This is a genomic window from Gordonia gummivorans (assembly GCF_022513585.1).
Classification (GTDB): domain Bacteria; phylum Actinomycetota; class Actinomycetes; order Mycobacteriales; family Mycobacteriaceae; genus Gordonia.
The window spans coordinates 39,952-62,042 of record NZ_JAKWBF010000015.1; the positions used below are offsets into that span (position 1 = coordinate 39,952).

Annotated in this window: 18 protein-coding genes; 5 read left to right on the forward strand and 13 right to left on the reverse strand. The window is 66.4% G+C overall.

Going from position 1 to position 22,091, the window contains the following annotated elements:
• Positions 1-103 precede the first annotated feature (103 nt).
• Positions 104-1,099 (reverse strand): heme o synthase, encoded by a 996-nt coding sequence (locus MKW15_RS12720; RefSeq protein ID WP_374247055.1) that lies wholly within the window; start codon positions 1,097-1,099, stop codon positions 104-106.
• 319 nt (positions 1,100-1,418) lie between these two features.
• Between MKW15_RS12720 and tkt the strand changes: the two genes are divergently transcribed.
• From tkt to pgl, 5 genes are all read left to right on the forward strand, one after another.
• Positions 1,419-3,503 carry a transketolase gene (gene tkt / locus MKW15_RS12725; protein ID WP_240858172.1) on the forward strand — a complete coding sequence of 695 codons (2,085 nt, stop codon included), beginning with the start codon at positions 1,419-1,421 and terminating at the stop codon, positions 3,501-3,503.
• Between the two features lie 116 nt (positions 3,504-3,619).
• Positions 3,620-4,738 carry a transaldolase gene (tal, locus tag MKW15_RS12730; protein ID WP_240858187.1) on the forward strand — a complete coding sequence of 373 codons (1,119 nt, stop codon included), beginning with the start codon at positions 3,620-3,622 and terminating at the stop codon, positions 4,736-4,738.
• Positions 4,739-4,743: 5 nt separating this feature from the next.
• On the forward strand, positions 4,744-6,285 hold the full coding sequence (gene zwf, locus MKW15_RS12735) for a glucose-6-phosphate dehydrogenase (protein ID WP_240858196.1): 1,542 nt from the start codon (positions 4,744-4,746) through the stop codon (positions 6,283-6,285).
• Positions 6,286-6,322: 37 nt separating this feature from the next.
• A complete protein-coding gene (locus MKW15_RS12740; RefSeq protein ID WP_240858198.1) occupies positions 6,323-7,237 on the forward strand; it encodes a glucose-6-phosphate dehydrogenase assembly protein OpcA in 915 nt (304 codons plus the stop codon).
• Positions 7,237-7,974: a 6-phosphogluconolactonase gene (gene pgl, locus MKW15_RS12745; protein WP_240858208.1), complete on the forward strand. Its 738-nt coding sequence runs from the start codon at positions 7,237-7,239 to the stop codon at positions 7,972-7,974. Before MKW15_RS12740 ends, pgl begins: the two co-directional genes overlap by 1 nt.
• Positions 7,975-8,017: 43 nt before the next feature.
• Here pgl and ppc read toward each other — a convergent pair whose 3' ends face one another.
• From ppc to MKW15_RS12805, 12 genes are all read right to left on the reverse strand, one after another.
• Positions 8,018-10,855, reverse strand: coding sequence for a phosphoenolpyruvate carboxylase (gene ppc, locus MKW15_RS12750; RefSeq protein WP_240858213.1), 2,838 nt, complete (start codon positions 10,853-10,855; stop codon positions 8,018-8,020).
• Between the two features lie 132 nt (positions 10,856-10,987).
• Positions 10,988-11,221: a preprotein translocase subunit SecG gene (secG, locus tag MKW15_RS12755; protein ID WP_240858655.1), complete on the reverse strand. Its 234-nt coding sequence runs from the start codon at positions 11,219-11,221 to the stop codon at positions 10,988-10,990.
• Between the two features lie 136 nt (positions 11,222-11,357).
• Positions 11,358-12,149 (reverse strand): triose-phosphate isomerase, encoded by a 792-nt coding sequence (tpiA, locus tag MKW15_RS12760; RefSeq protein WP_240858220.1) that lies wholly within the window; start codon positions 12,147-12,149, stop codon positions 11,358-11,360.
• A complete protein-coding gene (locus MKW15_RS12765) occupies positions 12,150-13,361 on the reverse strand; it encodes a phosphoglycerate kinase (RefSeq protein ID WP_240858226.1) in 1,212 nt (403 codons plus the stop codon).
• Between the two features lie 34 nt (positions 13,362-13,395).
• Positions 13,396-14,418, reverse strand: coding sequence for a type I glyceraldehyde-3-phosphate dehydrogenase (gap, locus tag MKW15_RS12770; protein ID WP_240858233.1), 1,023 nt, complete (start codon positions 14,416-14,418; stop codon positions 13,396-13,398).
• 177 nt (positions 14,419-14,595) lie between these two features.
• Positions 14,596-15,573 carry a DNA-binding protein WhiA gene (gene whiA, locus MKW15_RS12775; protein ID WP_240858659.1) on the reverse strand — a complete coding sequence of 326 codons (978 nt, stop codon included), beginning with the start codon at positions 15,571-15,573 and terminating at the stop codon, positions 14,596-14,598.
• An 84-nt stretch (positions 15,574-15,657) separates the two neighbouring features.
• Positions 15,658-16,665 carry a gluconeogenesis factor YvcK family protein gene (locus MKW15_RS12780; RefSeq protein WP_240858247.1) on the reverse strand — a complete coding sequence of 336 codons (1,008 nt, stop codon included), beginning with the start codon at positions 16,663-16,665 and terminating at the stop codon, positions 15,658-15,660.
• On the reverse strand, positions 16,662-17,567 hold the full coding sequence (gene rapZ / locus MKW15_RS12785) for an RNase adapter RapZ (RefSeq protein WP_240858250.1): 906 nt from the start codon (positions 17,565-17,567) through the stop codon (positions 16,662-16,664). Before rapZ ends, MKW15_RS12780 begins: the two co-directional genes overlap by 4 nt.
• Positions 17,557-19,632, reverse strand: a complete 2,076-nt coding sequence (gene uvrC, locus MKW15_RS12790; RefSeq protein WP_240858258.1) for an excinuclease ABC subunit UvrC — start codon at positions 19,630-19,632, stop codon at positions 17,557-17,559. Before uvrC ends, rapZ begins: the two co-directional genes overlap by 11 nt.
• A 54-nt stretch (positions 19,633-19,686) precedes the next feature.
• Entirely contained in the window at positions 19,687-20,106 is a 420-nt protein-coding gene (locus MKW15_RS12795) for a PH domain-containing protein (RefSeq protein ID WP_240858660.1), read from the reverse strand.
• 56 nt (positions 20,107-20,162) lie between these two features.
• Positions 20,163-20,684, reverse strand: a complete 522-nt coding sequence (gene ribH / locus MKW15_RS12800) for a 6,7-dimethyl-8-ribityllumazine synthase (protein WP_240858262.1) — start codon at positions 20,682-20,684, stop codon at positions 20,163-20,165.
• A complete protein-coding gene (locus tag MKW15_RS12805; RefSeq protein ID WP_240858270.1) occupies positions 20,681-22,072 on the reverse strand; it encodes a bifunctional 3,4-dihydroxy-2-butanone-4-phosphate synthase/GTP cyclohydrolase II in 1,392 nt (463 codons plus the stop codon). The genes ribH and MKW15_RS12805 overlap by 4 nt, the downstream gene beginning before the upstream one ends.
• Positions 22,073-22,091 lie beyond the last annotated feature (19 nt).

Here is a 22,091-nt window from a genome sequence, read left to right on the forward strand (position 1 = left end):
CCCCAACACCCTGCGCGCAATGCTGTATGCCTCAGCCCGGCGGATGCACAGTGCACTCGACTCGGCTGCCACGTACTGATTCCCCGGCTGAAGCCTCGTCGCGTCAGAAGTAGTCGGCGATGGTCTGCAGGCCGATGACGGCGTCGATCGCGAGCCCGCAGAAGAGGATGGCGAGGTACTCGTTGGACTGCAGGAAGATCTTCAGCGGTGCGACCTCGGCGCCGCGTCGGGTGTCGCGGTAGAGGATGTGGACACGGCTGGCGAACCAGGCGCCGGCCAGGATCGCGACCGCGGCGTAGATCCAGCTGGTCGCGGGGATGAGCACCAACGAGCACAGCACGGTCAGCCAGGTGTAGATCACCATCTGCCGGGTGACCCGCTCCTCGGTGGCGATCACCGGCAACATCGGGACGCCGGCAGCCTTGTAGTCCTCCTTGTAGCGCATCGCCAGCGCCCAGGTGTGTGGCGGCGTCCAGAAGAAGATCACGCCGAAGAGGACGATCGGTTGCCAGCTCAGCGACCCGGTGACGGCTGCCCATCCGACCAGCGTCGGCATGCATCCCGCAGCGCCGCCCCACACGACGTTCTGCCACGTGCGGCGTTTGAGGATCATCGTGTAGACGCCGACGTAGAAGATGATCGTCGCCGACACCAGCAGCGCGCTCAGCAGATTCGCCGCCAGCCAGAGGACCGCGAAGGACGCTGCCCACAGCACGATGCCGAATATCAGTGCGCTGCGTGGAGCCACGGCACGACGCGCCAACGGCCGTCGGGCGGTGCGTTTCATCTTCTTGTCGATGTCGGCGTCGACGACCATGTTGAGGGTGTTGGCGCTCGCCGCACCCAGCCATCCGCCCAAGAGCGTGCACGCGATCACCGCGAGGTCGACATGGCCACGATCGGCCTGGAGCATCACCGGGATGGTCGCAACCAGCAAGAGTTCGATGACGCGGGGCTTGGTCAGCGCGATGTAGGCCAGCACTGTCGCCTGGAGGCGCCGTGGCCACGACGGCGTCGGGGCCGGCGACTCCTGCACCGTCGCACGGGACGCGGATTGGGATCCGGTGGGACGGGATGCGGCGGTGTGATCTCCGCTCACGCGCTCCCCAATCCTCACGGCTCTCCTCGTCTGCCTGCCCCGAACTGTGTGCAAGAGGGGCTCACGGCCCGAAAACGGGCCTGGCGGGCTACTACACAGCATGGTAGACGTATGCCAACTCGATCCGTGAATCGAGCCCTGACCACCGCGCTGACCTGCAATCGGGCCATCGGGGCGACGCATCGCCCACTCGCCGCGCAGCCCTCGGTGGCGGCCGATTACTCTGGTGACGAGTACAGGCCGACTTCCCGTATGTCGGGAAATGCTTGTCGGCCTGTTCACCGTCCAGCACCGAGCAGGCACAGGAGACACCACGACCGTGGCCGACACAGACGAGATCCGCGCACTGACCACCCCTCGCCACCCCGATGACTGGTCGGATCTCGACACTCGCGCGGTCGACACCGCCCGGGTGCTCGCGGCCGATGCGGTCCAGAAATGCGGAAGCGGACACCCCGGAACCGCGATGAGCCTGGCGCCGCTGGCCTACACGCTGTTCCAGCGGGTCATGCGGCACGATCCGGTCGACACCACCTGGGTCGGACGCGACCGCTTCGTCCTGTCCTGCGGTCATTCGAGCCTGACGCTCTACATCCAGCTGTATCTCGGTGGCTTCGGTCTGGAGCTCGCCGACCTCGAGGCGTTGCGCACCTGGGAGTCGCTGACCCCGGGCCATCCGGAGTTCCGGCACACCAAGGGTGTCGAGATCACCACCGGTCCGCTCGGACAGGGTCTGGCGTCGGCGGTCGGGATGAGCATGGCCAGCCGCCGCGAACGCGGTCTCTTCGACCCCGACGCCCCCACCGGCACGAGCCCGTTCGACCACTTCATCTACGTCATCGCCTCCGACGGCGACATCGAGGAGGGTGTCACCTCCGAGGCGAGTTCGCTGGCCGGCACACAGCAGCTGGGCAACCTGATCGTCTTCTACGACCAGAATCAGATCTCGATCGAGGACGACACCGACATCGCCCTCTCGGAGGACGTCGCCAAGCGCTACGAGGCCTACGGCTGGCACGTGCAGACCGTCGAGGGTGGCGAGGACGTCGTGGCCATCGAGGCCGCGATCGAGGCGGCCAAGGGCGTCACCGACAAGCCGTCGATCATCTGCCTGCGCACCATCATCGGCTTCCCTGCGCCGACCAAGATGAACACCGGCGGGATTCACGGTGCAGCACTCGGTGCCGACGAGGTGGCGGCCACCAAGAAGGTCCTCGGCTTCGACCCGGACAAGGACTTCGAGGTGACCGACGAGGTCATCGGCCACACCCGCAAGCTCGCCGAGCGCGGCGCCGCGGCGAAGGCCGAGTGGGCCAAGGGCTTCGACGCATGGGCAGGCAAGAACGCCGAGGCCAAGGCGCTCTTCGACCGCCTGCACGCACATGAACTGCCCGAGGGCTGGACCGACGCACTGCCCAGCTGGACGCCCGGCGACAAGGACGTGGCGACACGCAGCGCCTCCGGCAAGGTCCTCACGGCCCTGGCGCCGATCCTGCCGGAACTCTGGGGCGGCTCGGCCGATCTCGCCGGCAGCAACAACACCACCATGGACGGCGCCCTGTCGTTCGGCCCGTCGTCGATCAGCACCAAGAAATGGACCGCCGATCCGTACGGTCGCACCCTGCATTTCGGCATCCGCGAGCACGCGATGGGCTCGATCCTCTCGGGTATCGCATTGCACGGCCCGACGCGCGCCTACGGCGGCACGTTCCTGCAGTTCGCCGACTACATGCGGCCGGCGGTTCGTCTCGCGTCGCTGATGGAGATCGATCCGATCTACGTCTGGACGCACGACTCGATCGGCCTCGGCGAGGACGGTCCGACCCACCAGCCCGTCGAACACCTCGCGGCGCTGCGCGCTATCCCGCACCTCGACGTCGTCCGCCCGGCCGACGCGAACGAGACCGCTTATGCATGGCAGCACCTGCTGTCCCGCCGGAACCATCCCGTCGGCCTCGCCCTCACCCGCCAGAACATCCCGATCCTCGAGGGCACCTCCGCGGACGGTGTGGCCAAGGGCGGCTATGTGCTCAGCGACTCCGACAACGACGCACAGGTGGTCCTCATCGGCACCGGGTCGGAGGTGTACCTCGCGGTCGACGCCCAGAAGGCGTTGGCGGAGAAGGGAATCGCGGCTCGCGTCGTGTCCATGCCGTGTGTGGAGTGGTTCGACGAGCAGCCGCAGGGTTATCGCGACTCGGTACTGCCGCCGTCGACTCCGCGCGTCGCGGTCGAGGCCGGTATCGCCATGCCGTGGTACCGGATCGTGGGCACCGGCGGCGAGATCGTCTCGCTCGAGCACTTCGGTGCCTCCGCCGACTACAAGGTGCTCTACCAGCAGTTCGGCATCACCGCCGAGGCCGTGGTGGGTGCCGCGCAGCGCGCGATCGAGAACAAGAGCTGACAACTGCACATCGACGTGTCACCAGAGGAAAACCTGACCTCAGGCGCCATCGCGTTCGGCGATCCCGAGCGCACCACAAGTACGCATCCTGCGTGCGCAACCCGAAAGGGAAACCCGTGACCCAGAACAGCAAGCTCGCCGAACTGTCCGCCGCCGGAGTGTCCGTGTGGCTCGACGACCTGTCCCGTGACCTGATCTCCTCCGGCGACCTCGCCGACCTCATCGCCACCAAATCGGTGGTCGGCGTGACCACCAACCCGTCGATCTTCCAGGCCGCGCTGTCGAAGGGCACCAGCTACGACGCGCAGGTCAACGAATTGGCCGCGCGCGGAGCCGATGTGGACGCGACCATTCGCACCGTCACCACCGACGATGTCCGCAACGCGTGCGACGTCCTGGCTCCGGTGTTCGAGGAGTCCCACGGTGTGGACGGTCGAGTGTCGATCGAGGTGGATCCCCGCCTCGCTCACGACACCGAGGGCACGGTCGCACAGGCCGTCGAACTCTGGAAGATCGTCGACCGCCCCAACCTCCTCATCAAGATCCCGGCGACCAAGGCCGGGCTGCCCGCGATCACCAAGGTCCTCGCCGAGGGCATCAGCGTCAACGTCACGCTGATCTTCTCCGTGGAGCGCTACAAGGGGGTCATGGACGCCTACCTCGACGGCCTGGATGCGGCCGCCCTGGCCGGTCACGACCTGTCGTCGATCCACTCGGTGGCGTCGTTCTTCGTCTCCCGCGTGGACACCGAGGTCGACAAGCGCCTCGACGCCATCGGCACCCCCGATGCCCTCGGACTGCGCGGCAAGGCTGCCCTCGCGAACGCGCGCCTGGCCTACCAGGCGTATCAGGAGATCTTCGAGGTGGAGTCGCGCTTCCCGGACCTGCTGGCGCAGGGCGCGCGGCCGCAGCGAGCGCTGTGGGCCTCGACCGGCGTGAAGAATCCCGACTACCCCGACACCCTCTACGTCAGCGAACTCGTCGCACCCAACACGGTGAACACCATGCCGGGCAAGACGATGGATGCCTTCGCCGACCACGGCTGGGTCAACACCTCGTCGATCGTCGGGCTCGGTCAGGAGTCCCAGGAGGTGTTCGACGCGATCGCCGCGGTCGGCATCGACTTCGCGGACGTCTTCGAGGTTCTGGAGACCGAGGGCGTGAGCAAGTTCGAGGATGCCTGGAACGATCTGCTCAGCGCGACCGCCGAGCAGTTGACCGCCGCACAGGGCTGACGCGCGTGCCCAGGGGTGAGAAGCGTTGGTCCAACCCGCTTCGCGACCCACGTGACAAGCGGCTCCCCCGGATTGCCGGACCGTGCAGTCTCATCATCTTCGGTGTTACGGGCGACCTCGCCCGCAAGAAGTTGATGCCGGCGATCTACGATCTCGCCAACCGCGGTCTGCTTCCGCCGTCGTTCGCGCTGGTCGGGTTCGGGCGGCGCGATTGGGACGACGAGGATTTCGCGAAGGTCGTCCACGACGCCGTTCGTGAGCACGCCCGCACCGGGTTCCGCGAGGAGGTGTGGGAACGACTCACCGAGGGATTCCGGTTCGTCCAGGGCTCGTTCGACGACGACGCGTCGTTCGACCGGCTCAAGGACACGCTCGCGACCCTCGACAAAGAACGCGGGACCGACGGCAACCACGCCTTCTACCTGTCGATCCCGCCGAACGCATTCCCGACGGTGTGCGAACAACTGCATCGCAGTGGCCTGGCCACCTCGTCCAACCGCGACAACTGGCGACGTGTGGTGATCGAGAAGCCCTTCGGACACGATCTCGAATCCGCCAAACAGCTCAATGCCATTGTGAACAGCGTCTTTCCGGAGTCGTCGGTGTTCCGCATCGACCACTACCTCGGCAAGGAGACGGTGCAGAACATCCTTGCGCTGCGCTTTGCCAATCAGCTGTTCGATCCGCTGTGGAGTTCGCACTACGTCGACCATGTGCAGATCACCATGGCCGAGGACATCGGCCTCGGTGGGCGCGCGGGTTACTACGACGGGATCGGCGCGGCCCGTGACGTCATCCAGAACCACCTGCTCCAGCTGATGGCCCTGGTCGCGATGGAAGAGCCGATCTCCTTCGAACCCAAGCAGTTACAGGCCGAGAAGATCAAGGTGCTCTCGGCGACGAGCAACATCTTGCCGATCGCGGAGAACACCGCCCGCGGTCAGTACGGACCGGGCTGGCAGGGCAGTGAGAAGGTTCCGGGACTCAAGGACGAAGAGGGGTTCGCCAAGGACTCGACCACCGAGACCTATGCCGCGATCGCCCTCGAGGTCGATTCCCGACGATGGGCCGGCGTGCCGTTCTACCTGCGTACCGGCAAGCGGTTGGGCCGACGCGTCACGGAGATCGCGCTGGTGTTCAAACGCGCGCCACACCTCCCCTTCGACAAGACGATGACGGAGGAACTGAGCCAGAACGCTCTGGTCATCCGCGTGCAGCCCGACGAGGGCATCACACTGCGATTCGGTTCCAAGGTGCCTGCCTCCAGCATGGAGGTTCGCGACGTGAACATGGACTTCAGCTACGGCACCGCGTTCACCGAGGCGTCGCCCGAGGCCTACGAGCGGCTCATCCTCGACGTGCTGCTCGGCGAACCATCGCTGTTCCCGGTCAACGAGGAAGTCGAATTGTCTTGGGAAATACTCGATCCCGTGCTCGACTGCTGGGCGCAAGAGGGTTCGCCGGACAGCTACGAATCGGGCACGTGGGGTCCGGCGTCGGCCGACGAGATGCTCGAACGGACCGGACGGTCATGGCGTCGGCCGTGATAGCTCACTCCCGACCGCTCACTGAGGAGATCACCCGATGATCATCGAGTTGCCCGACACCTCGACCAACGAGGTGGCCAAGAAGATCGTCTCCGTCCGCGAGTCCGGCGGCGCGATCAGCCTGGGCCGTGTGCTGACGCTCGTCGTGTGCGCGGATCACGGTGAGCCGACCGAAGGCGCCATCGAAGCCGCTGTCGGTGCGAGCCGTGAACACCCCAGCCGCGTCATCGTGGTGTCGCGCGGGAGTCGAGACGAGGAATCGCGGCTCGACGCCCAGTACCGCGTCGGCGGCGACGCCGGTGCCTCGGAAGTCGTGGTGCTGGCGCTGCACGGTGAGTTGTCGGATCAGCCGGCCAGCGTGGTGACGCCGTTCCTCCTGCCAGACACCCCCGTCGTCACCTGGTGGCCCGGTGCCGCGCCCGAGTATCCGGCCGCCGATCCCCTGGGTCAGCTCGGTCGCCGACGCATCCTCGACGCGTCAAAGTCGGCCAATCCCGAGACGGTGCTCGCGCGCCGGCTGGCGACGTACTCGCCCGGTGACACCGACCTCGCGTGGACCCAGATCACCCATTGGCGAGCCCTTCTCGCCTCTACCGTCGACCGTCCGCCGCACGATCCGATCACGGCGGTCGAGGTCACCGGACCGCAACTGTCCCCCGCCGTCGACCTGCTCGCCGGCTGGATGCGCGCCGCCCTCGGGGTGCCCGTCTACCGGAGGATGGGCAGCTTCGAGGTTCGGTTGCAACGGCAGCAGGGGCCGACGATCCTCGCGATCGACCAGAACAACAACGCCGTCATCACCGAACCCGGCAAGCCCGATGGCCGAGTTGCCATGAGCAGGCGCGATCTGCCCATGTGCCTCATCGAGGAGCTGCGCCGACTCGACACCGACGAGGTGTACGCCGACGCACTGCGCGGTGCGACCGAGATCATCGTGGAAGGTATCGCCTGATGAGTACCGAGACCCTCGTCTTCGATACCAAGGACGAGCTCGTCGCTACTGCCGCAACGCGTTTCGTCGATCTGATCACCCGTGCGCAGCAGGAGCGCGGTCATGCGCACGTCGTCTTGACCGGTGGCAGCAACGGCATCGCGATCCTCGCCGCGCTGGCCGCCGACAGCGGCTCGGTCGACTGGTCACGGGTCGACGTGTACTGGGGCGACGACCGATTCGTCCCCGCCGACGATCCGGAACGCAACGACGGCCAGGCCCGCGAGGCGCTGCTCGACAAGGTCCCGCTGAACCCCGACCGCATCCATCCGATGGCACCTTCGGACGGGCCGTTCGGTGACGACATCAACGCTGCCGCAGCCGATTACGCAGCGGTATTGGCCGCCAACTCCTCCGACGGGGTTGCGCCCCTTTTCGACATCCATCTCCTCGGCATGGGCGGCGAAGGGCACATCAACTCCCTGTTCCCGCACACACCGGCCACCGCAGAGTCCGTGAAGTCGGTTGTCGCGGTTGAAGATTCACCCAAGCCGCCCCCGCGTCGCATCACCTTGACGCTTCCCGTCGTCAACCGCAGCAAGGCCGTGTGGTTCTTGGTCGCCGGCGCCGACAAGGCCGAGGCGGTCGCCGCTGCGCACGAAGGAGCCGATCCCGCCGATTGGCCGTGCGCCGGCGCACACGGCACCGAGGAGACCATCTGGTTCCTCGACGACGCCGCTGCGGAGAAGATTTCGTAGCAATAGTGCGCGCCCGCCGCCCACTACTGCTACCGATCGACCTCTACCCGCTGTTGCGCAACGCCGTCGCGAGTCCGTTCATGGTGAGCTGGATGCCGCGCGGGATGCGTGGTTCGGTGTCACCGGCGCGGAAGCGTCGGAGCAGCTCGACCTGCAGGAGATTCAGCGGCTCGAGGTACGGGAATCGGTTGTACACCGATCGCTTGAGCGCGGCGTTGTCCGAGAGCAGGTCGTCGGTGCCGGTGATCTTCGAGTACATCTCGATCGTCAGGGCATGCTCGTCGACGATCATCCCGAACACCTTGTCGCGCAACTCTTGATCGGGAACCAGCTGCGCGTAGCGGTGCGCCAGGCCCATATCCGACTTCGCGAGCACCTGCGCCATGTTCGACATGACGGTCCGGAAGAACGGCCACTCTTTGTAGTAGCGCTGCAGCGTCGCGAGCCGCTCGTCGGAATCGCCGATCCACTCCGCGAATGCCGACCCGGTGCTGTACCAGCCCGGGAGCATCACGCGCGACTGGGTCCACGACAGCACCCATGGGATCGCGCGCAGATCCGAGATCTTCTCGGTCTGCTTCCGCGACGCCGGCCGGCTGCCGATGTTGAGCGCACCGATCTCCGACAGCGGCGTGGAGGTGGTGAAGTACTCCACAAAGCCGGGGGTCTCGTGCACCAGCTTGCTGTAGGCCGACCGCGCCAGCGCCGCGATCTCGTCCATGTTCGTGTACGCGTCTTCCGAGTCGTCGCCGAGGCCTTCGACGTCGAGCAGCGACGACTCGATGGTCGCAGCGAGCAGCGTCTCGAGGTTGCGTTCCGCGCTCACCGGCTCTGCGTATTTCGCCGCGATGATCTCACCCTGTTCGGTGATGCGCAGCGAACCCTGCACGGCCCCGGGCGGCTGGGCGAGGATCGCGTCGTAGCTCGGTCCACCACCACGGCCGACGGTGCCGCCGCGACCGTGGAAGAGCCGCAACCGGATTCCGGCTTTCTCGGCGGCTTCCACCAGATCGAGCTCGCCGCGGTAGAGAGCCCAGTTGGCGGCCATGTAGCCGCCGTCCTTGTTCGAGTCGGAATAGCCGAGCATGACTTCTTGCATTCCGGACTGTGAGTCGACGAGGTCCCGGTAGAACGGCAGGTCCAGCGCGGCGAGGAGTGTCGTCGCGCCCTGCTGCAGGTCCTCGATGGTCTCGAACAACGGCACGATGCGCACCGTGGACACGAGTTTGCCCGATTCCGGGTCGATGTCGATGAGGCCCGCTTCCTTCAGCAGGATCATCGGCTCGAGCATGTCACTCACCGAGGTGCACATGCTGATGATGTAGTTCGGCACAGCCTGCGGACCGAACTTGGCAACCGCGCCGGCCGCGGCACGCACGATGTTCAGTTCCTTGATCGCGAGTTCGCTCAGGTCGGCGTCGGGTCGCGTCAGCGGGCGCCGTGCCTGAAGCTCGGCGGAGAGGATCGCCACCCGCTCGTCCTCGTCGAGCGAGGCGTAGTCGGGGTGCACCCCCGACCAGGCGAGCAGCTCGCCGATCACTTCCTCGTGCATGTCGGAGTTCTGGCGCATGTCCAGACCCGACAGGTTGAAACCGAAGGTACGCACCGATTCTCGCAGCGTGAGCAGACGGTCGTCGGCGATGATGTCGTCCTTGCCGACACGCAATGCGGCATCGAGCACGTCGAGGTCCGCGAGCAGTTCGTCGGCGGACGCATAGGCCGGCCGCCCGTTGACCAGGAACAGGTCGGAGGCCTTCATCACTTCCTCGCCGAACAGCTCGGTCGCCGTGGTGACGAGCCGAGAACGGATGTGGCGCAGGGCAAGCCGGAACGGTTCGTCGGCCGCGGCTTCCTCGGCGGACACACCGGCCAACTCGTAGAGTTCGGAGCCCGGGTTCATCAGCCGCGTCGACATGCTCAGTTCCTGCGCGAGTTTGTGCAGTTCGTCGAGGTGATGTCCGATCGCGGTGCGTGCAGCCAAAGTGGTTGCCATCTCCACGATCTCGCCGGTCACGAAGGGGTTGCCGTCGCGGTCACCACCGATCCACGAACCCATCCGGAGAATCGGATCGTCGGCCAGTCCGGCGTCGGGGTATGCGGCGCGCAGCGAGGCTCGAACCGCATTGTTGATCTTGGGCACGACGTCGAAGAACGAGGCGTCGTAATACCGGAGTCCGGAGCGGATCTCGTCCTGAATGGTCAACCGTTCCAACCGGATCAATGCGGTCTGCCACATCGTGAGGATCTGTCGCCGGATCGACTCGGTGACGGTGGCGTCCTCGTCCGGCATCAGCTCGGTGCGATTGCGGAACCGGAGCAGTTCGGTGATGCGATTCTGCGCCTCGAACACCGTCCGCCTGCGGGTCTCGGTGGGGTGAGCCGTGATGACCGGGACGACGGTGGCATCGGCGAGGGCCTTGCCGACCGCGTCGTCGGTGAGTCCGGCCGCTGCGAGCTTGGCGTAGGTGGCTTCCAGGCTGCTGTCCTGTGGTGGATCCCCGGCACGAACGTGGATCGCCCGGCGCCGTTCGCGGTGGATGTCCTCGGCCAGGTTGGCCAGCAGGGCGAAATGGCTGAAGGCCCGAATCACCGGCAGCGCCACCGAGATGTCCAGGTCGACGAACAGGCCGGCGAGTTCGTCGCGATCGATCTCGGAGTGACGGATCTTGAAGGCCGCGGTCCGTGCCGTCTCGACGATGTCGAACACCTCGTCGCCCGCGTGCTCACGGACGGTATTGCCCAGGATTCCACCCAGCAGCCTGATGTCCTCGCGCAGCGGTTCGGTGAGCGCACGACCCTCGTCGTCGACGGAGATGAGGTCGGCGATGGTGATTGTCGGACGCCATTCCGGGGCACCCCGTGACGGGAGGGATTCAGTCATGCCGTTCAGTATTCCGGCTAACGGTCGTCGGGGCATCTCGGAGGCGCCGATCCGCAGGGACACTCTCGTCACAAATGCAACAACCCGACGGCACAGGTGCCATCGGGTTGGATGCGGGGTGCGCCGTGCGCGTCAGGACAGCTTGATGTTGACGCCCACGCCGATGATGAGGATGAACCAGATGAGGCCGACGAAGATCGTCAGTCGGTCGAGGTTGCGTTCCACGACGCTCGAACCCGACAAGCTGGACTGGACACCGCCACCGAACAGGGACGACAGGCCGCCGCCCTTACCGCGGTGCAGCAGCACGAGCACGATGAGCAGGACACTCGTCACGATCAGTCCGATATCGAGCGCGGTTTCCACTGACACTGGCTTGCGATCCTGTTCTGTCGAGAAGTCTGAGGTCAGCCATCAGAAATGTCTCGAAGACACCGATGGCAGGCCGGTCACGAGGCGTCTCGAGACCAACCTGCCACAGTGTACAGATGGTGTACCCGAATCAGGGCAGCGGGCCACCCGCGGCGATCGCCGACAGCGTGGCGAACTCGTCCGATTTGAGCGAGGCCCCACCCACGAGTGCACCGTCGACGTCGGCCTGGCCGACGATGTCCCCGACGTTCTTGGCGTTCACCGATCCGCCGTAGAGGACCCGGACCGATGCCGCGGTGGCATCGTCGGCGATCTCGACGAGAGTCTCGCGAACCGCCTTGCACACCTCCTGCGCGTCGTCGGCACTGGCCACCCGGCCGGTACCGATCGCCCACACCGGTTCGTAGGCGATGACGACCTTCGCGATCTCCTCCGCCGACAACCCGGCCAGCGAGCCCTTGAGCTGCGCCACGTTGTACGCGACGTGCTCGCCGGATTCGCGGATGTCGAGTCCTTCACCTATGCAGACGATCGGCGTGAGACCGTGCTTGAGTGCCGCCTTGGTCTTGGCCAGCACCACGTCGTCGGTCTCGGCGTGCATCGTGCGACGCTCCGAATGCCCGACCACCACAAAAGTGCAGCCGAGCTTGGCGAGGAACGCACCGCTGATCTCGCCGGTGTAAGCACCGGAATCGTGTGCAGACAGATCCTGCGCACCATAGGTGAGCAGCAACTTGTCGCCGTCGACGACGGTCTGCACGCTGCGGATATCCGTGAACGGCGGGATGACCGTCACGTCGACCTTGTCGAAATACTTCGCCGGCAACGCGAACGCGATCTTCTGGACGAGCGCGATCGCCTCCAGATGATTCAGGTTCATCTTCCAGTTGCCCGCGATGAGCGGCTTACGTGAACCTGACATTCAGCTCTCCAACACCTTCAGTCCGGGCAATTCCTTGCCTTCCAGGTATTCCAACGACGCGCCGCCGCCGGTCGAGATGTGCGAGAAACCATCATCGGGCAGCCCGAGCGTCCGCACCGCAGCCGCCGAGTCACCGCCGCCGACGACGGTGAAGGCACCCTTGGCGGTGGCACCGGCGATGGCCTCGGCCACCCCCTTGGTGCCTGCCGAGAACTTCTCGAACTCGAACACACCCGACGGACCGTTCCAGAAGATCGTCTCCGCGCCGCCGAGCACGGCGGCGAACCGCTTCACCGATTCCGGCCCGATGTCCAGACCCATCCAGCCGTCCGGGATCGCATCGGTGGACACCGTGTCGGACTCGGCGTCGGCGGCGAACTTGTCGGCCACCACCACGTCCACCGGCAGGTGGATCACGTCACCGAACCGCTCCAAGAGGTCCTTGCAGACGTCGATCTGATCTTCTTGCAACAGCGACGAACCCACTGAATGTCCTTGTGCGGCAAGGAAGGTGAAGGCCATACCGCCACCGATCACCAGCGTGTCGACCTTGGGCGCAAGTGCCTCGATGACACCCAGCTTGTCCGACACCTTGGACCCGCCGAGCACCACGGCGTACGGGCGCGACACGTCGTGGGTCAGCTTTGCCAGCACATTGACCTCGGTGGCCACCAGCTCTCCTGCGTAGTGCGGGAGGAGCTTGGCGACGTCGTACACCGACGCCTGCTTGCGGTGCACCACGCCGAAGCCATCCGAGACGAACGCTCCGTCGTCGCCGACGAGCTCCACCAGCGCCTTGGCCAGGGACTCACGCTCGGCCTCGTCCTTGGAGGTCTCGCGCGGATCGAAGCGGATGTTCTCCAGCAGGAGTACATCCCCGTCGGTCAGGCCCTCGGCCCGGGCGAGCGCGTCAGAGCCGACCACGTCACCGGCGAGTTGCACGTTGCGGCCAAGCTCCGCACCGAGCCGCTCGGCGACCGGTGCCAGCGAGTACTTCGGATCGGGCTCCCCTTTCGGCCGCCCGAGGTGGGCGGTGATGATCACCTTGGCGCCGGCGTCGATCAACGCCTTCAGGGTGGGCAGGGAGGCGAGGATGCGGCCCGGATCGGTGATCGTCGACCCGTCGAGCGGGACGTTGAAATCCGATCGAACCAGCACTCCCCGACCCGAAACGCCTTCGTCCAGAAGGTCTTTCAGTGTGGGTACAGCCATTCTCGTGTGACTCCTGAGGTCGGTGGAGCGAGGCTCAGAGGGACTTGCCGACGAGGCCCGCCAGGTCGACGAGGCGGTTGGAGTAGCCCCACTCGTTGTCGTACCAGGAGCTGACCTTCGCCATGTTGCCGCCGATGACCTTGGTGAGACCGGAGTCGAACAGCGACGAATGCGGGTCGGTGACGATGTCACTCGACACGATCGGCGCGTCGTAGTACTTCAGGATGCCCTTGAGCGGTCCGTCTGCGGCGGCCTTGAGCGCTGCGTTGATCTCGTCGGCGGTGGGGCCCTTCTCGAGTTCGACGGTGAGGTCGGTGATCGAGCCGGTCGGGATCGGCACACGAAGCGCGAAACCGTCGAGTTTGCCGGTCAGTTCGGGCAGCACCAGGGAGATGGCCTTCGCCGCACCGGTGGAGGTCGGGACGATGTTGAGGGCGGCCGCACGCGCGCGACGCAGATCGGAGTGCGGTCCGTCCTGCAGGTTCTGATCCTGCGTGTAGGCGTGGATCGTGGTCATCAGACCCTTGACGATGCCGAACTCGTCGTTGACGACCTTGGCCAGCGGGCCGAGGCAGTTGGTGGTGCACGACGCGTTGGAGATGATGTTCTGACTGCCGTCGTACTTGTCGTCGTTGACGCCCATCACGATGGTGATGTCCTCGTTCTTCGCCGGAGCGGAGATGAGAACCTTCTTGGCGCCGGCGTCGAGGTGACCCTTCGCCTTGGTGCCGTCGGTGAAGATGCCGGTGGATTCGACGACGACATCGACGCCCACATCGCCCCACGGCAGCGCGGCCGGACCCTCCTTGATGGCCCATGCCTTGATCTTCTTGTCCCCGACGACGATGGTGTCGTCGCCCTCGAGGCCCACGTCTTCGGGCAGACGACCCAGGATGGAGTCGAACTTCAGGAGGGTGGCGAGAGTCGCGTTGTCGGTCAGGTCATTGACCGCAACGATCTCGATGTCGGTGGTGCCCAATGCTTTTTGTGCTTCAACGGCGCGGAAGAAGTTGCGGCCGATCCGGCCGAATCCGTTGACGCCTACCCGAACAGTCACTGTTGCGCTCCTTAGCGGTTTCCTCATCGAGCTCTGCGGGGATCGTGCCCGGGCTCGTGAGGATCGCGAACACGGACACGCCATCCTTAAGCCTAGTAGGACATGCCCCGAAGGGTGCACGTAAGGGGTGAATGGACGAGCGAACGTGAACGGGAGGTGAACCCGTCGGGGTCAGAGTCAGGCGTCGTCGAGGAGATCGGAGGTCACCGCGGATTCCGTGTCGGGAATGCCATCCTGCCGCGCCTTCTTGTCGGCCATCGACAGCAACCGGCGGATACGTCCGGCGACCGCGTCCTTGGTCATCGGCGGATCCGCGAGCTGGCCGAGTTCCTCGAGCGAGGCCTGGCGGTGGGTGATCCGCAACTGGCCGGCCGCGATCAGGTGATCCGGTACCTCGTCGCCGAGGATCTCCAGTGCGCGCTCGACGCGCGCGGCGGCGGCAACGGCGGCCCGGGCCGATCGGCGAAGGTTCGCGTCGTCGAAGTTGGCGAGCCGGTTGGCGGTCGCACGCACCTCGCGCCGCATCCGCCGTTCTTCCCAGACGAGCCTGGTGTCGTGTGCGCCCATCCGCGTCAGCAACGCGCCGATCGCCTCGCCGTCGCGGATCACCACGCGGTCGGCGCCGCGCACCTCGCGCGCCTTGGCGGCCACACCGAGCCGGCGGGCCGCGCCCACCAGGGCGAGCGCCGCCTCTGGCCCGGGACAGCTGACCTCCAACGCCGACGAACGGCCCGGTTCGGTGAGCGAACCGTGGGCAAGGAATGCTCCGCGCCAGGCCGCCTCCGCGTCCGCCACGCTGCCGCCTACGACCTGGGCCGGCAGACCGCGCACCGGGCGGCCACGCAGATCGAGCAGCCCGGTCTGCCGGGCCAGCCCCTCGCCGTCCTTGGTCACCCGCAGGATGTAGCGCGCCGACTTCCGAAGACCGCCACCGCGTAGCACGTGCACATCGGAGTTGTATCCGTACAACTCGAAGATCTCGCGACGCAGACGGCGGGCCACATTGCCCATGTCGACTTCGGCCTCGACCACCACGCGACCGCCGATGATGTGCAATCCGCCCGCGAACCGCAGGAGCGCCGACACCTCGGCTTTTCGGCAACTCACCTGAGTCACCGCGAGACGACTGAGTTCGTCCTTCACCGCCGCGGTCATCGCCACCAGTCCCTGTCCTCCTGTCACGTGGCCGTCGCCACCAGAATCGCTGGACCACCACGGGGCCCACGCTGCCCGGCAAGCCTAGCGGCTGACTTCACGTTCGCACAGTTCGTTCACCAGAGTCGCGACTTTGGCCGGGTCATGGACCTGTTGCCCGTCCTTGGCCAGGTCACCCACATGCAAATGCGCACCGAACATCTCCGCAGCGCGGATCAGATGATCACGCTCGCGTCCGGCGGGCACGGACGCAGCGTCGACCACAACGTGATCCACGCGGAACCGGTCGGCATGGGCGTGCAGCACATGCAGATGCCGTTCGACCGAAAACCCAGGTGTCTCACCCGGTTCCGGTGCCAGATTCACAAAGAGGATCTTGCGGGCCGCGGTGCGCTGCAGAGCCTGAAGTTGTTCCGGGACCAGAACGTGCGGAATCACACTGGAAAACCACGATCCCGGCCCGAGAACCACGAGATCGGCCGCGTCGATCGCGTCGATCGCGGCACGGGACGCGGGCGGTTCTGCCGGCAGCAGACGCACACGACGCACCTTTCCGGGTGTGGTCGCCACCGCCACCTGGCCACGGATGCACCGGCTGATCCGCGGATCGGATTCCAGGCCCGAGACGTCGGCCTCGATGTCGAGTGGCACCGTCGACATCGGGAGCACCCGACCGTCGATCCCGAAGACCGTCCGCAGTTCGTCGAGCGCGGCCTCGGTACCGCCGAGGACCTCGGTGAGTCCGGCGAGCAACAGATTGCCGATGGGATGGCCGGCGAGCGCGCCGCGGCCGCCGAATCGGTGCTGGAGGGCGTGCGCCCAACGATCGTGACGAGCGCGGTCTTCGCCGCTCTCATCACGGGCAGCAAGTTCGTCGAGGGCGGCGGGCGCACACATCAACGCCACCAAGGCCATTCGCAGATCCCCCGGCGGGATCACCCCGAGTTCGGCCCGAAGTCGCCCGGACGATCCGCCATCGTCGGCGACCGTCACCACCGCGGTCACGTCGGGACTCAGATATCGCATCGCGGTCAGCGTCGCGTACAGGCCGTGCCCGCCGCCGAGCGCGACGATGCGACCGACGCCGGTCATTCGCGCCCCAAATCACGATGCAGCACCCGCACGTCGTACGGGGCTGCGCCGGTGTCGTCGGTCATCTCGCCGAGTCGCCGGGCGAGTTCCTCCGAGAGCGCCACACTGCGGTGCTTGCCACCGGTACAGCCGACGCTGATCGTCATGTAGCGCTTGCCCTCTCGCAGATAGCCGCGACCCACGATGCCCACCAGCTCGGTATACAGATCGAGGAAACCCGCGGCGTCGGGGTGACCGAGCACGTAGTCGCGCACGGGCGCTTCCTGGCCGTTGTGGTCACGCAATTCGTCGACCCAGTACGGGTTCGGCAGAAAGCGCACGTCGACGACGAGATCGGAGTCGATCGGCAGGCCGTATTTGAAGCCGAACGACAGGACGGCCACCGACAGGCTGCTGTCGGAATGCGGATAGGCCTCCTCGACCACCTCCCGCAGCTTGGCCACGGTCAGCGCCGAGGTTTCCACCACCAGGTCGGCTACGTTCTTGATCGGTGCCAAGATGGCCCGCTCCCGGGCAATTCCTTCGGTGAGGGTTTCCCTGCCCTGCAACGGATGTCGTCGGCGCACCTGCTCGAATCGCCGGACCAGCGCGTGATCGCTGGCGTCGAGGTAGAGCAGTTTGGTACGGATTCCGCCGTCCTCCAAGGACGTTCGAAGTGCCTCGAGTTCCGTCGCGAGATCGGGGTCCGACGCGCGCAGCACCATTGCGAGGCGCGTGATCCCGGGGTCGCTGTCGCGAACCATCTGCACCATCTTCGAGATCAACGACGGTGGAACATTGTCGGCGACATACCAGCCGTCGTCCTCGAGAACGTTTGCGGCCGTCGACCGACCGGCGCCCGACATCCCCGCGACGAACAGAACGGTGAGGTCGTCGGTGGGCGTCTCGTCGTCAGTCGTCATCGTCGCCTCCGTGTGGTTGATCCGTGCCCGTGTGAGCTGTGCTTGGTTGAGCTGTGTTGGTGTGTTCTCGGCTCGCCTGATCCACAGTCGTCGTCCCGGACACCGACAGTGCGGTCAGCACCGCTCGCGCGGTCGAGCGCCCGATCCCCGGAACCTCCGATATGTCCTCCAAGGATGCCTCACGTAACCGTGCGACCGAACCGAAGTGGGTGACCAGCGCGGTCTTGCGCGTCCGTCCCAGACCCGGAACCCCGTCGAGCACGGACTCGGTCATCCGTTTGCTGCGCTTGCTGCGGTGGAAGGTGATCGCGAATCGGTGTGCCTCGTCCCGGACCCGCTGCAGCAGGAACAGCGCCTCGCTGGACCGCGGCAGGATCGCCGGTTCGTCATCGTCGGGCAGCCACACCTCTTCGAGTCGTTTCGCGAGACCGATGACGGACACGTCGGTGATCCCGAGTTCGTCGAGCACTGCCGCGGCAGCGTGCACCTGGGGCGCACCGCCGTCGACGACGAACAGGTTCGGCGGATAAGCGAACTTCTTCGGAACCGTCGGCGGCACGTGATCTGGTCCCGCCGCCTCGATTTGCTGATCGGCGGGTTGCTGATCGGCGGGTTGCTGATCTGCGCGGTGGCGCAGGAAGCGTCGCCGGGTGACCTCGGCGATCGACGCCACGTCGTCGGAACGCCCGTCGCCCGCGGCGTGCCGGATGGAGTAATGACGGTAGTCCGACTTGCGCGGCAATCCGTCCTCGAACACGACGAGGGAGGCCACCACGTCGGTCCCCTGCACATGGGAGATGTCGACGCATTCGATCCGCAGCGGCGCCTGATCGAGGGCGAGCGACTCCTGTAGCTCAGTGAGCGCCGCCGAGCGGGTCGTGAGGTCACCGGCGCGCCGGAGCTTGTGCTGGGCCAGAGCTTCGGAAGCGTTGCGGCCCACCGTGTCGAACAGCGCCTTCTTGTCGCCGCGCTGCGGTACCCGCAAGCGGACACGACTGCCGCGCAGTCCCGACAGCCAGTCTTCGAGTTCCTCGGCATCACCGGGCATTTCGGGAATCAGGACCTCACGCGGCACCGCTTCACCACGCGCCCGGTCGGTGCCGATGTCGACGGTCGCGTCGAGATCGACCTGCTGGCCGTAGAACTGGGTGAGGAACTCACCGACCATCTCGCCGACGGTACCGTTGTCCGAGCGTTCCACCACCCATCCGCGCTGGCCGCGCACACGTCCGCCACGCACGTGGAAGATCTGCACCGAGACCTCGAGATCGTCCCCTGCGAAGGCGATCACGTCGGCGTCGGTGCCGTCACCGAGCACCACAGCCTGCTTCTCCATGGCGCGCCGCATGGCCCCGATGTCGTCGCGCAGTCTCGCCGCGCGCTCGAAGTCGAGTTCCTCTGCGGCCGAGGACATCTCACGTTCCATCCGACGGATCATCTGGTCGGTGCGGCCGGCCAGGAAGTCGCAGAAGTCGTCGACGATCTCGCGGTGCTCGGCGGCGCTGACGCGACCCACGCACGGGGCGGCGCACTTGTCGATGTAGCCCAGCAGACACGGCCGATCGATCTGCCGATGACGTTTGAACACGCCGCCCGAGCAGGTGCGTGCCGGGAACACACGCGTCAGGAGGTCCACCGTCTCCCGGATCGCCCAGGCGTGCGAATACGGACCGAAGTAGCGAACGCCCCGACGCCGCGGCCCGCGGTAGACGAACAGGCGGGGGTACTCCTCGTTGAGGGTGACGGCCAGCATCGGGTAAGACTTGTCGTCCCGATACCGGACGTTGAACCGCGGGTCGAACTCCTTGATCCAGTTGTATTCGAGCTGAAGCGCCTCGACCTCCGTGCCCACCACCGTCCACTCCACCGAGGCAGCGGTGGTCACCATCTGGCGGGTCCGGGGATGCAGGGACGCGATGTCGGCGAAATACGACGTGAGCCGCGACCGCAGACTCTTGGCCTTCCCGACGTAGATCACCCGACCGTGCGCATCGCGGAAGCGGTAGACCCCGGGTTCGGTAGGAATCGTCCCGGGTGCGGGACGGTACGTCATCGGGTCGGCCACGGATTCCAGGCTAGTCGCCGACGCTGACAGCAGTCGCGGTGTGCCCGGCCTGCATCAGCGCGACCGTTGCACGTTTCCGTAGCGCTCCTCGAGTTCCCGATAGCGGTTCATCGCCTCGACGGCGCGGTCACCATCACCGGCCTGCACGGCCAGGACCGGGATGTGTTCGTCGGCGGGTAGTTCGAGTTGCGCGCCGAAACCGCGTTCCGGATAGGTGAGCCCGACCACGTCGTCCCAGCCGAACAGCCTCTCCCCGACCAGATTCCGCACCCCGATACCCGCCCGGCCGACCCGTAGACGGGGGCGGGTCAGCAGGAGGATGGCCCCGCAGATCAGGATGCCGATGAGGATGATCGCGGCCTGGTCGGCGGTTCCAATGTTGCGGGGCCCGGTGTCGGAGATGGTCAGCAGGATGCCGAACGTGATGTGGATCGCGAGGACGACGACCGCCGCCGCAATCGCGAACCTCGGCATCCGATGTGGCCGGTACACGAAGTCCCAGTCACCGTCGGCCGAGTTCTCCCCCGCGCTCACGCGTCCGTCGCGGCGGGTGCCGCGCCGACCGAGGGCAGATCCTCGCCGCGGGACAGCGCGCGCAGCGTGAGCGCCGACGCCAGCGCGGCGACCGTCGCCTGCGCGCCCTTGTCCTCGGTGGACCCGGGTAGGCCGGCACGCGCGATGGCCTGGTCTTCGGTCAAAACGGTGAGCACACCGTTACCGACCGGGGTCGACTCGTCGAGGGAGACCCGGGTCAGGCCGGCGGTGACCGCGTCGCACACGTAGTCGAAGTGTGGCGTCTCACCCTTGATCACCACGCCGAGCGCCACGACCGCGTCGTGCGATCGCGCCAGCGCTTGGACGATGACCGGTAGTTCGATCGCACCGGCGACGGCCACGATGGTGGGGTCGTCGATCCCGTGTTTACTCGCCGCGCGGCGCGCGCCGTCGAGCAGCGCGGTGCAGATGGTCTCGTGCCACTGAGACGACACGATCGCGAGCCGCAATTTGCCGGCGTCGGCGAGTTCCAGTTGCGGTTCGCCGTGCCCGCTCATGCCGGACTCCCGCCGTTGGAGGACGTTTCGGTGCCGAGATCAGTTCCGGGGCCGAGATCAGTTCCGGGGCCGAGATCAGTTCCGGGGCCGAGATCATGTGGGCCATGCGGATGTTCGACGTCCAAGCCCTCCAGATCATGTCCCATGCGATCACGCTTGGTACGCAGGTACCGCAGATTCTCCGGATTTGCACGAAGCGGCATGGGCACCCGTTCGACGATCTGCAGCCCGTAGCCGTCGAGGCCCACTCGCTTGGCGGGATTGTTGGTCAGCAATCGCATCGACGACACGCCGAGATCGACGAGGATCTGTGCGCCCAGTCCGTAATCCCGGGAATCCGCCGGCAGGCCCAACTGCAGGTTGGCGTCGACCGTGTCCGAGCCGGCGTCCTGCAGTTGATACGCCTGCAACTTGTGGAGGAGGCCGATACCGCGGCCTTCGTGACCGCGCATGTACAGCACGATCCCGCGACCCTCGGCGGCCACCATCTCCAGCGCCGCATCGAGTTGCGGTCCGCAGTCGCAGCGAAGCGAGCCGAAGACGTCACCGGTCAGACATTCCGAGTGAACCCGGACCAGAACGTCGTGGCCGGCACCGTCGGCACCGGCGATGTCGCCCATGACGAGTGCGACGTGCTCGACGTCATCGAAGACACTCGAATAACCGACCGCGCGGAAATCGCCGTGGCGCGTGGGGATTCGGGCGTCGGCGACCCGTACGACATGCTTTTCGTGCCGGCGCCGCCAGGCGATCAGGTCGGCGATCGAGACCAGGGCGAGGTCGTGCTCGTCGGCGAAGACCCGCAGCTCGTCGGTCTGCGCCATCGAGCCGACGTCCTTCTGACTGACGATCTCGCAGATCACGCCCGCCGGTGTCAGGCCGGCGAGCCGCGCCAGGTCGACGGCGGCCTCGGTGTGTCCGGGGCGCCGCAGCACGCCGCCGTCCTTCGCCCGCAGCGGGACCACGTGGCCGGGCCGCGTGAAGTCGCCGGCCGTGCTGTCCGGCGCGGACAGCAGCCGCATGGTGGTGGCGCGGTCGGATGCGCTGATGCCGGTGCCGATGCCCTCGCGGGCATCGACGGTCACCGTGTAGGCGGTGCCGTGCTTGTCCTGGTTCATCGAATACATCGGCGGCAGGCCGAGGCGATCGCACGTGTCGCCGTCGAGCGGGACGCAGAGATAGCCGGACGTGTACCGGACCATGAAGGCGACGAGTTCGGGGGTCGCCTTCTCGGCGGCGAAGATCAGGTCGCCCTCGTTCTCCCGGTCCTCGTCGTCGACGACGACCACGGCCTTGCCCGCCGCGATGTCGGCGATCGCGCGTTCGATCGTGTCCAGCTGCACATCGGACCCTGCAGAGTCGGCAACGTTCTCGGGGGTATCACTCATCAGGCTCTCGCTCATCACA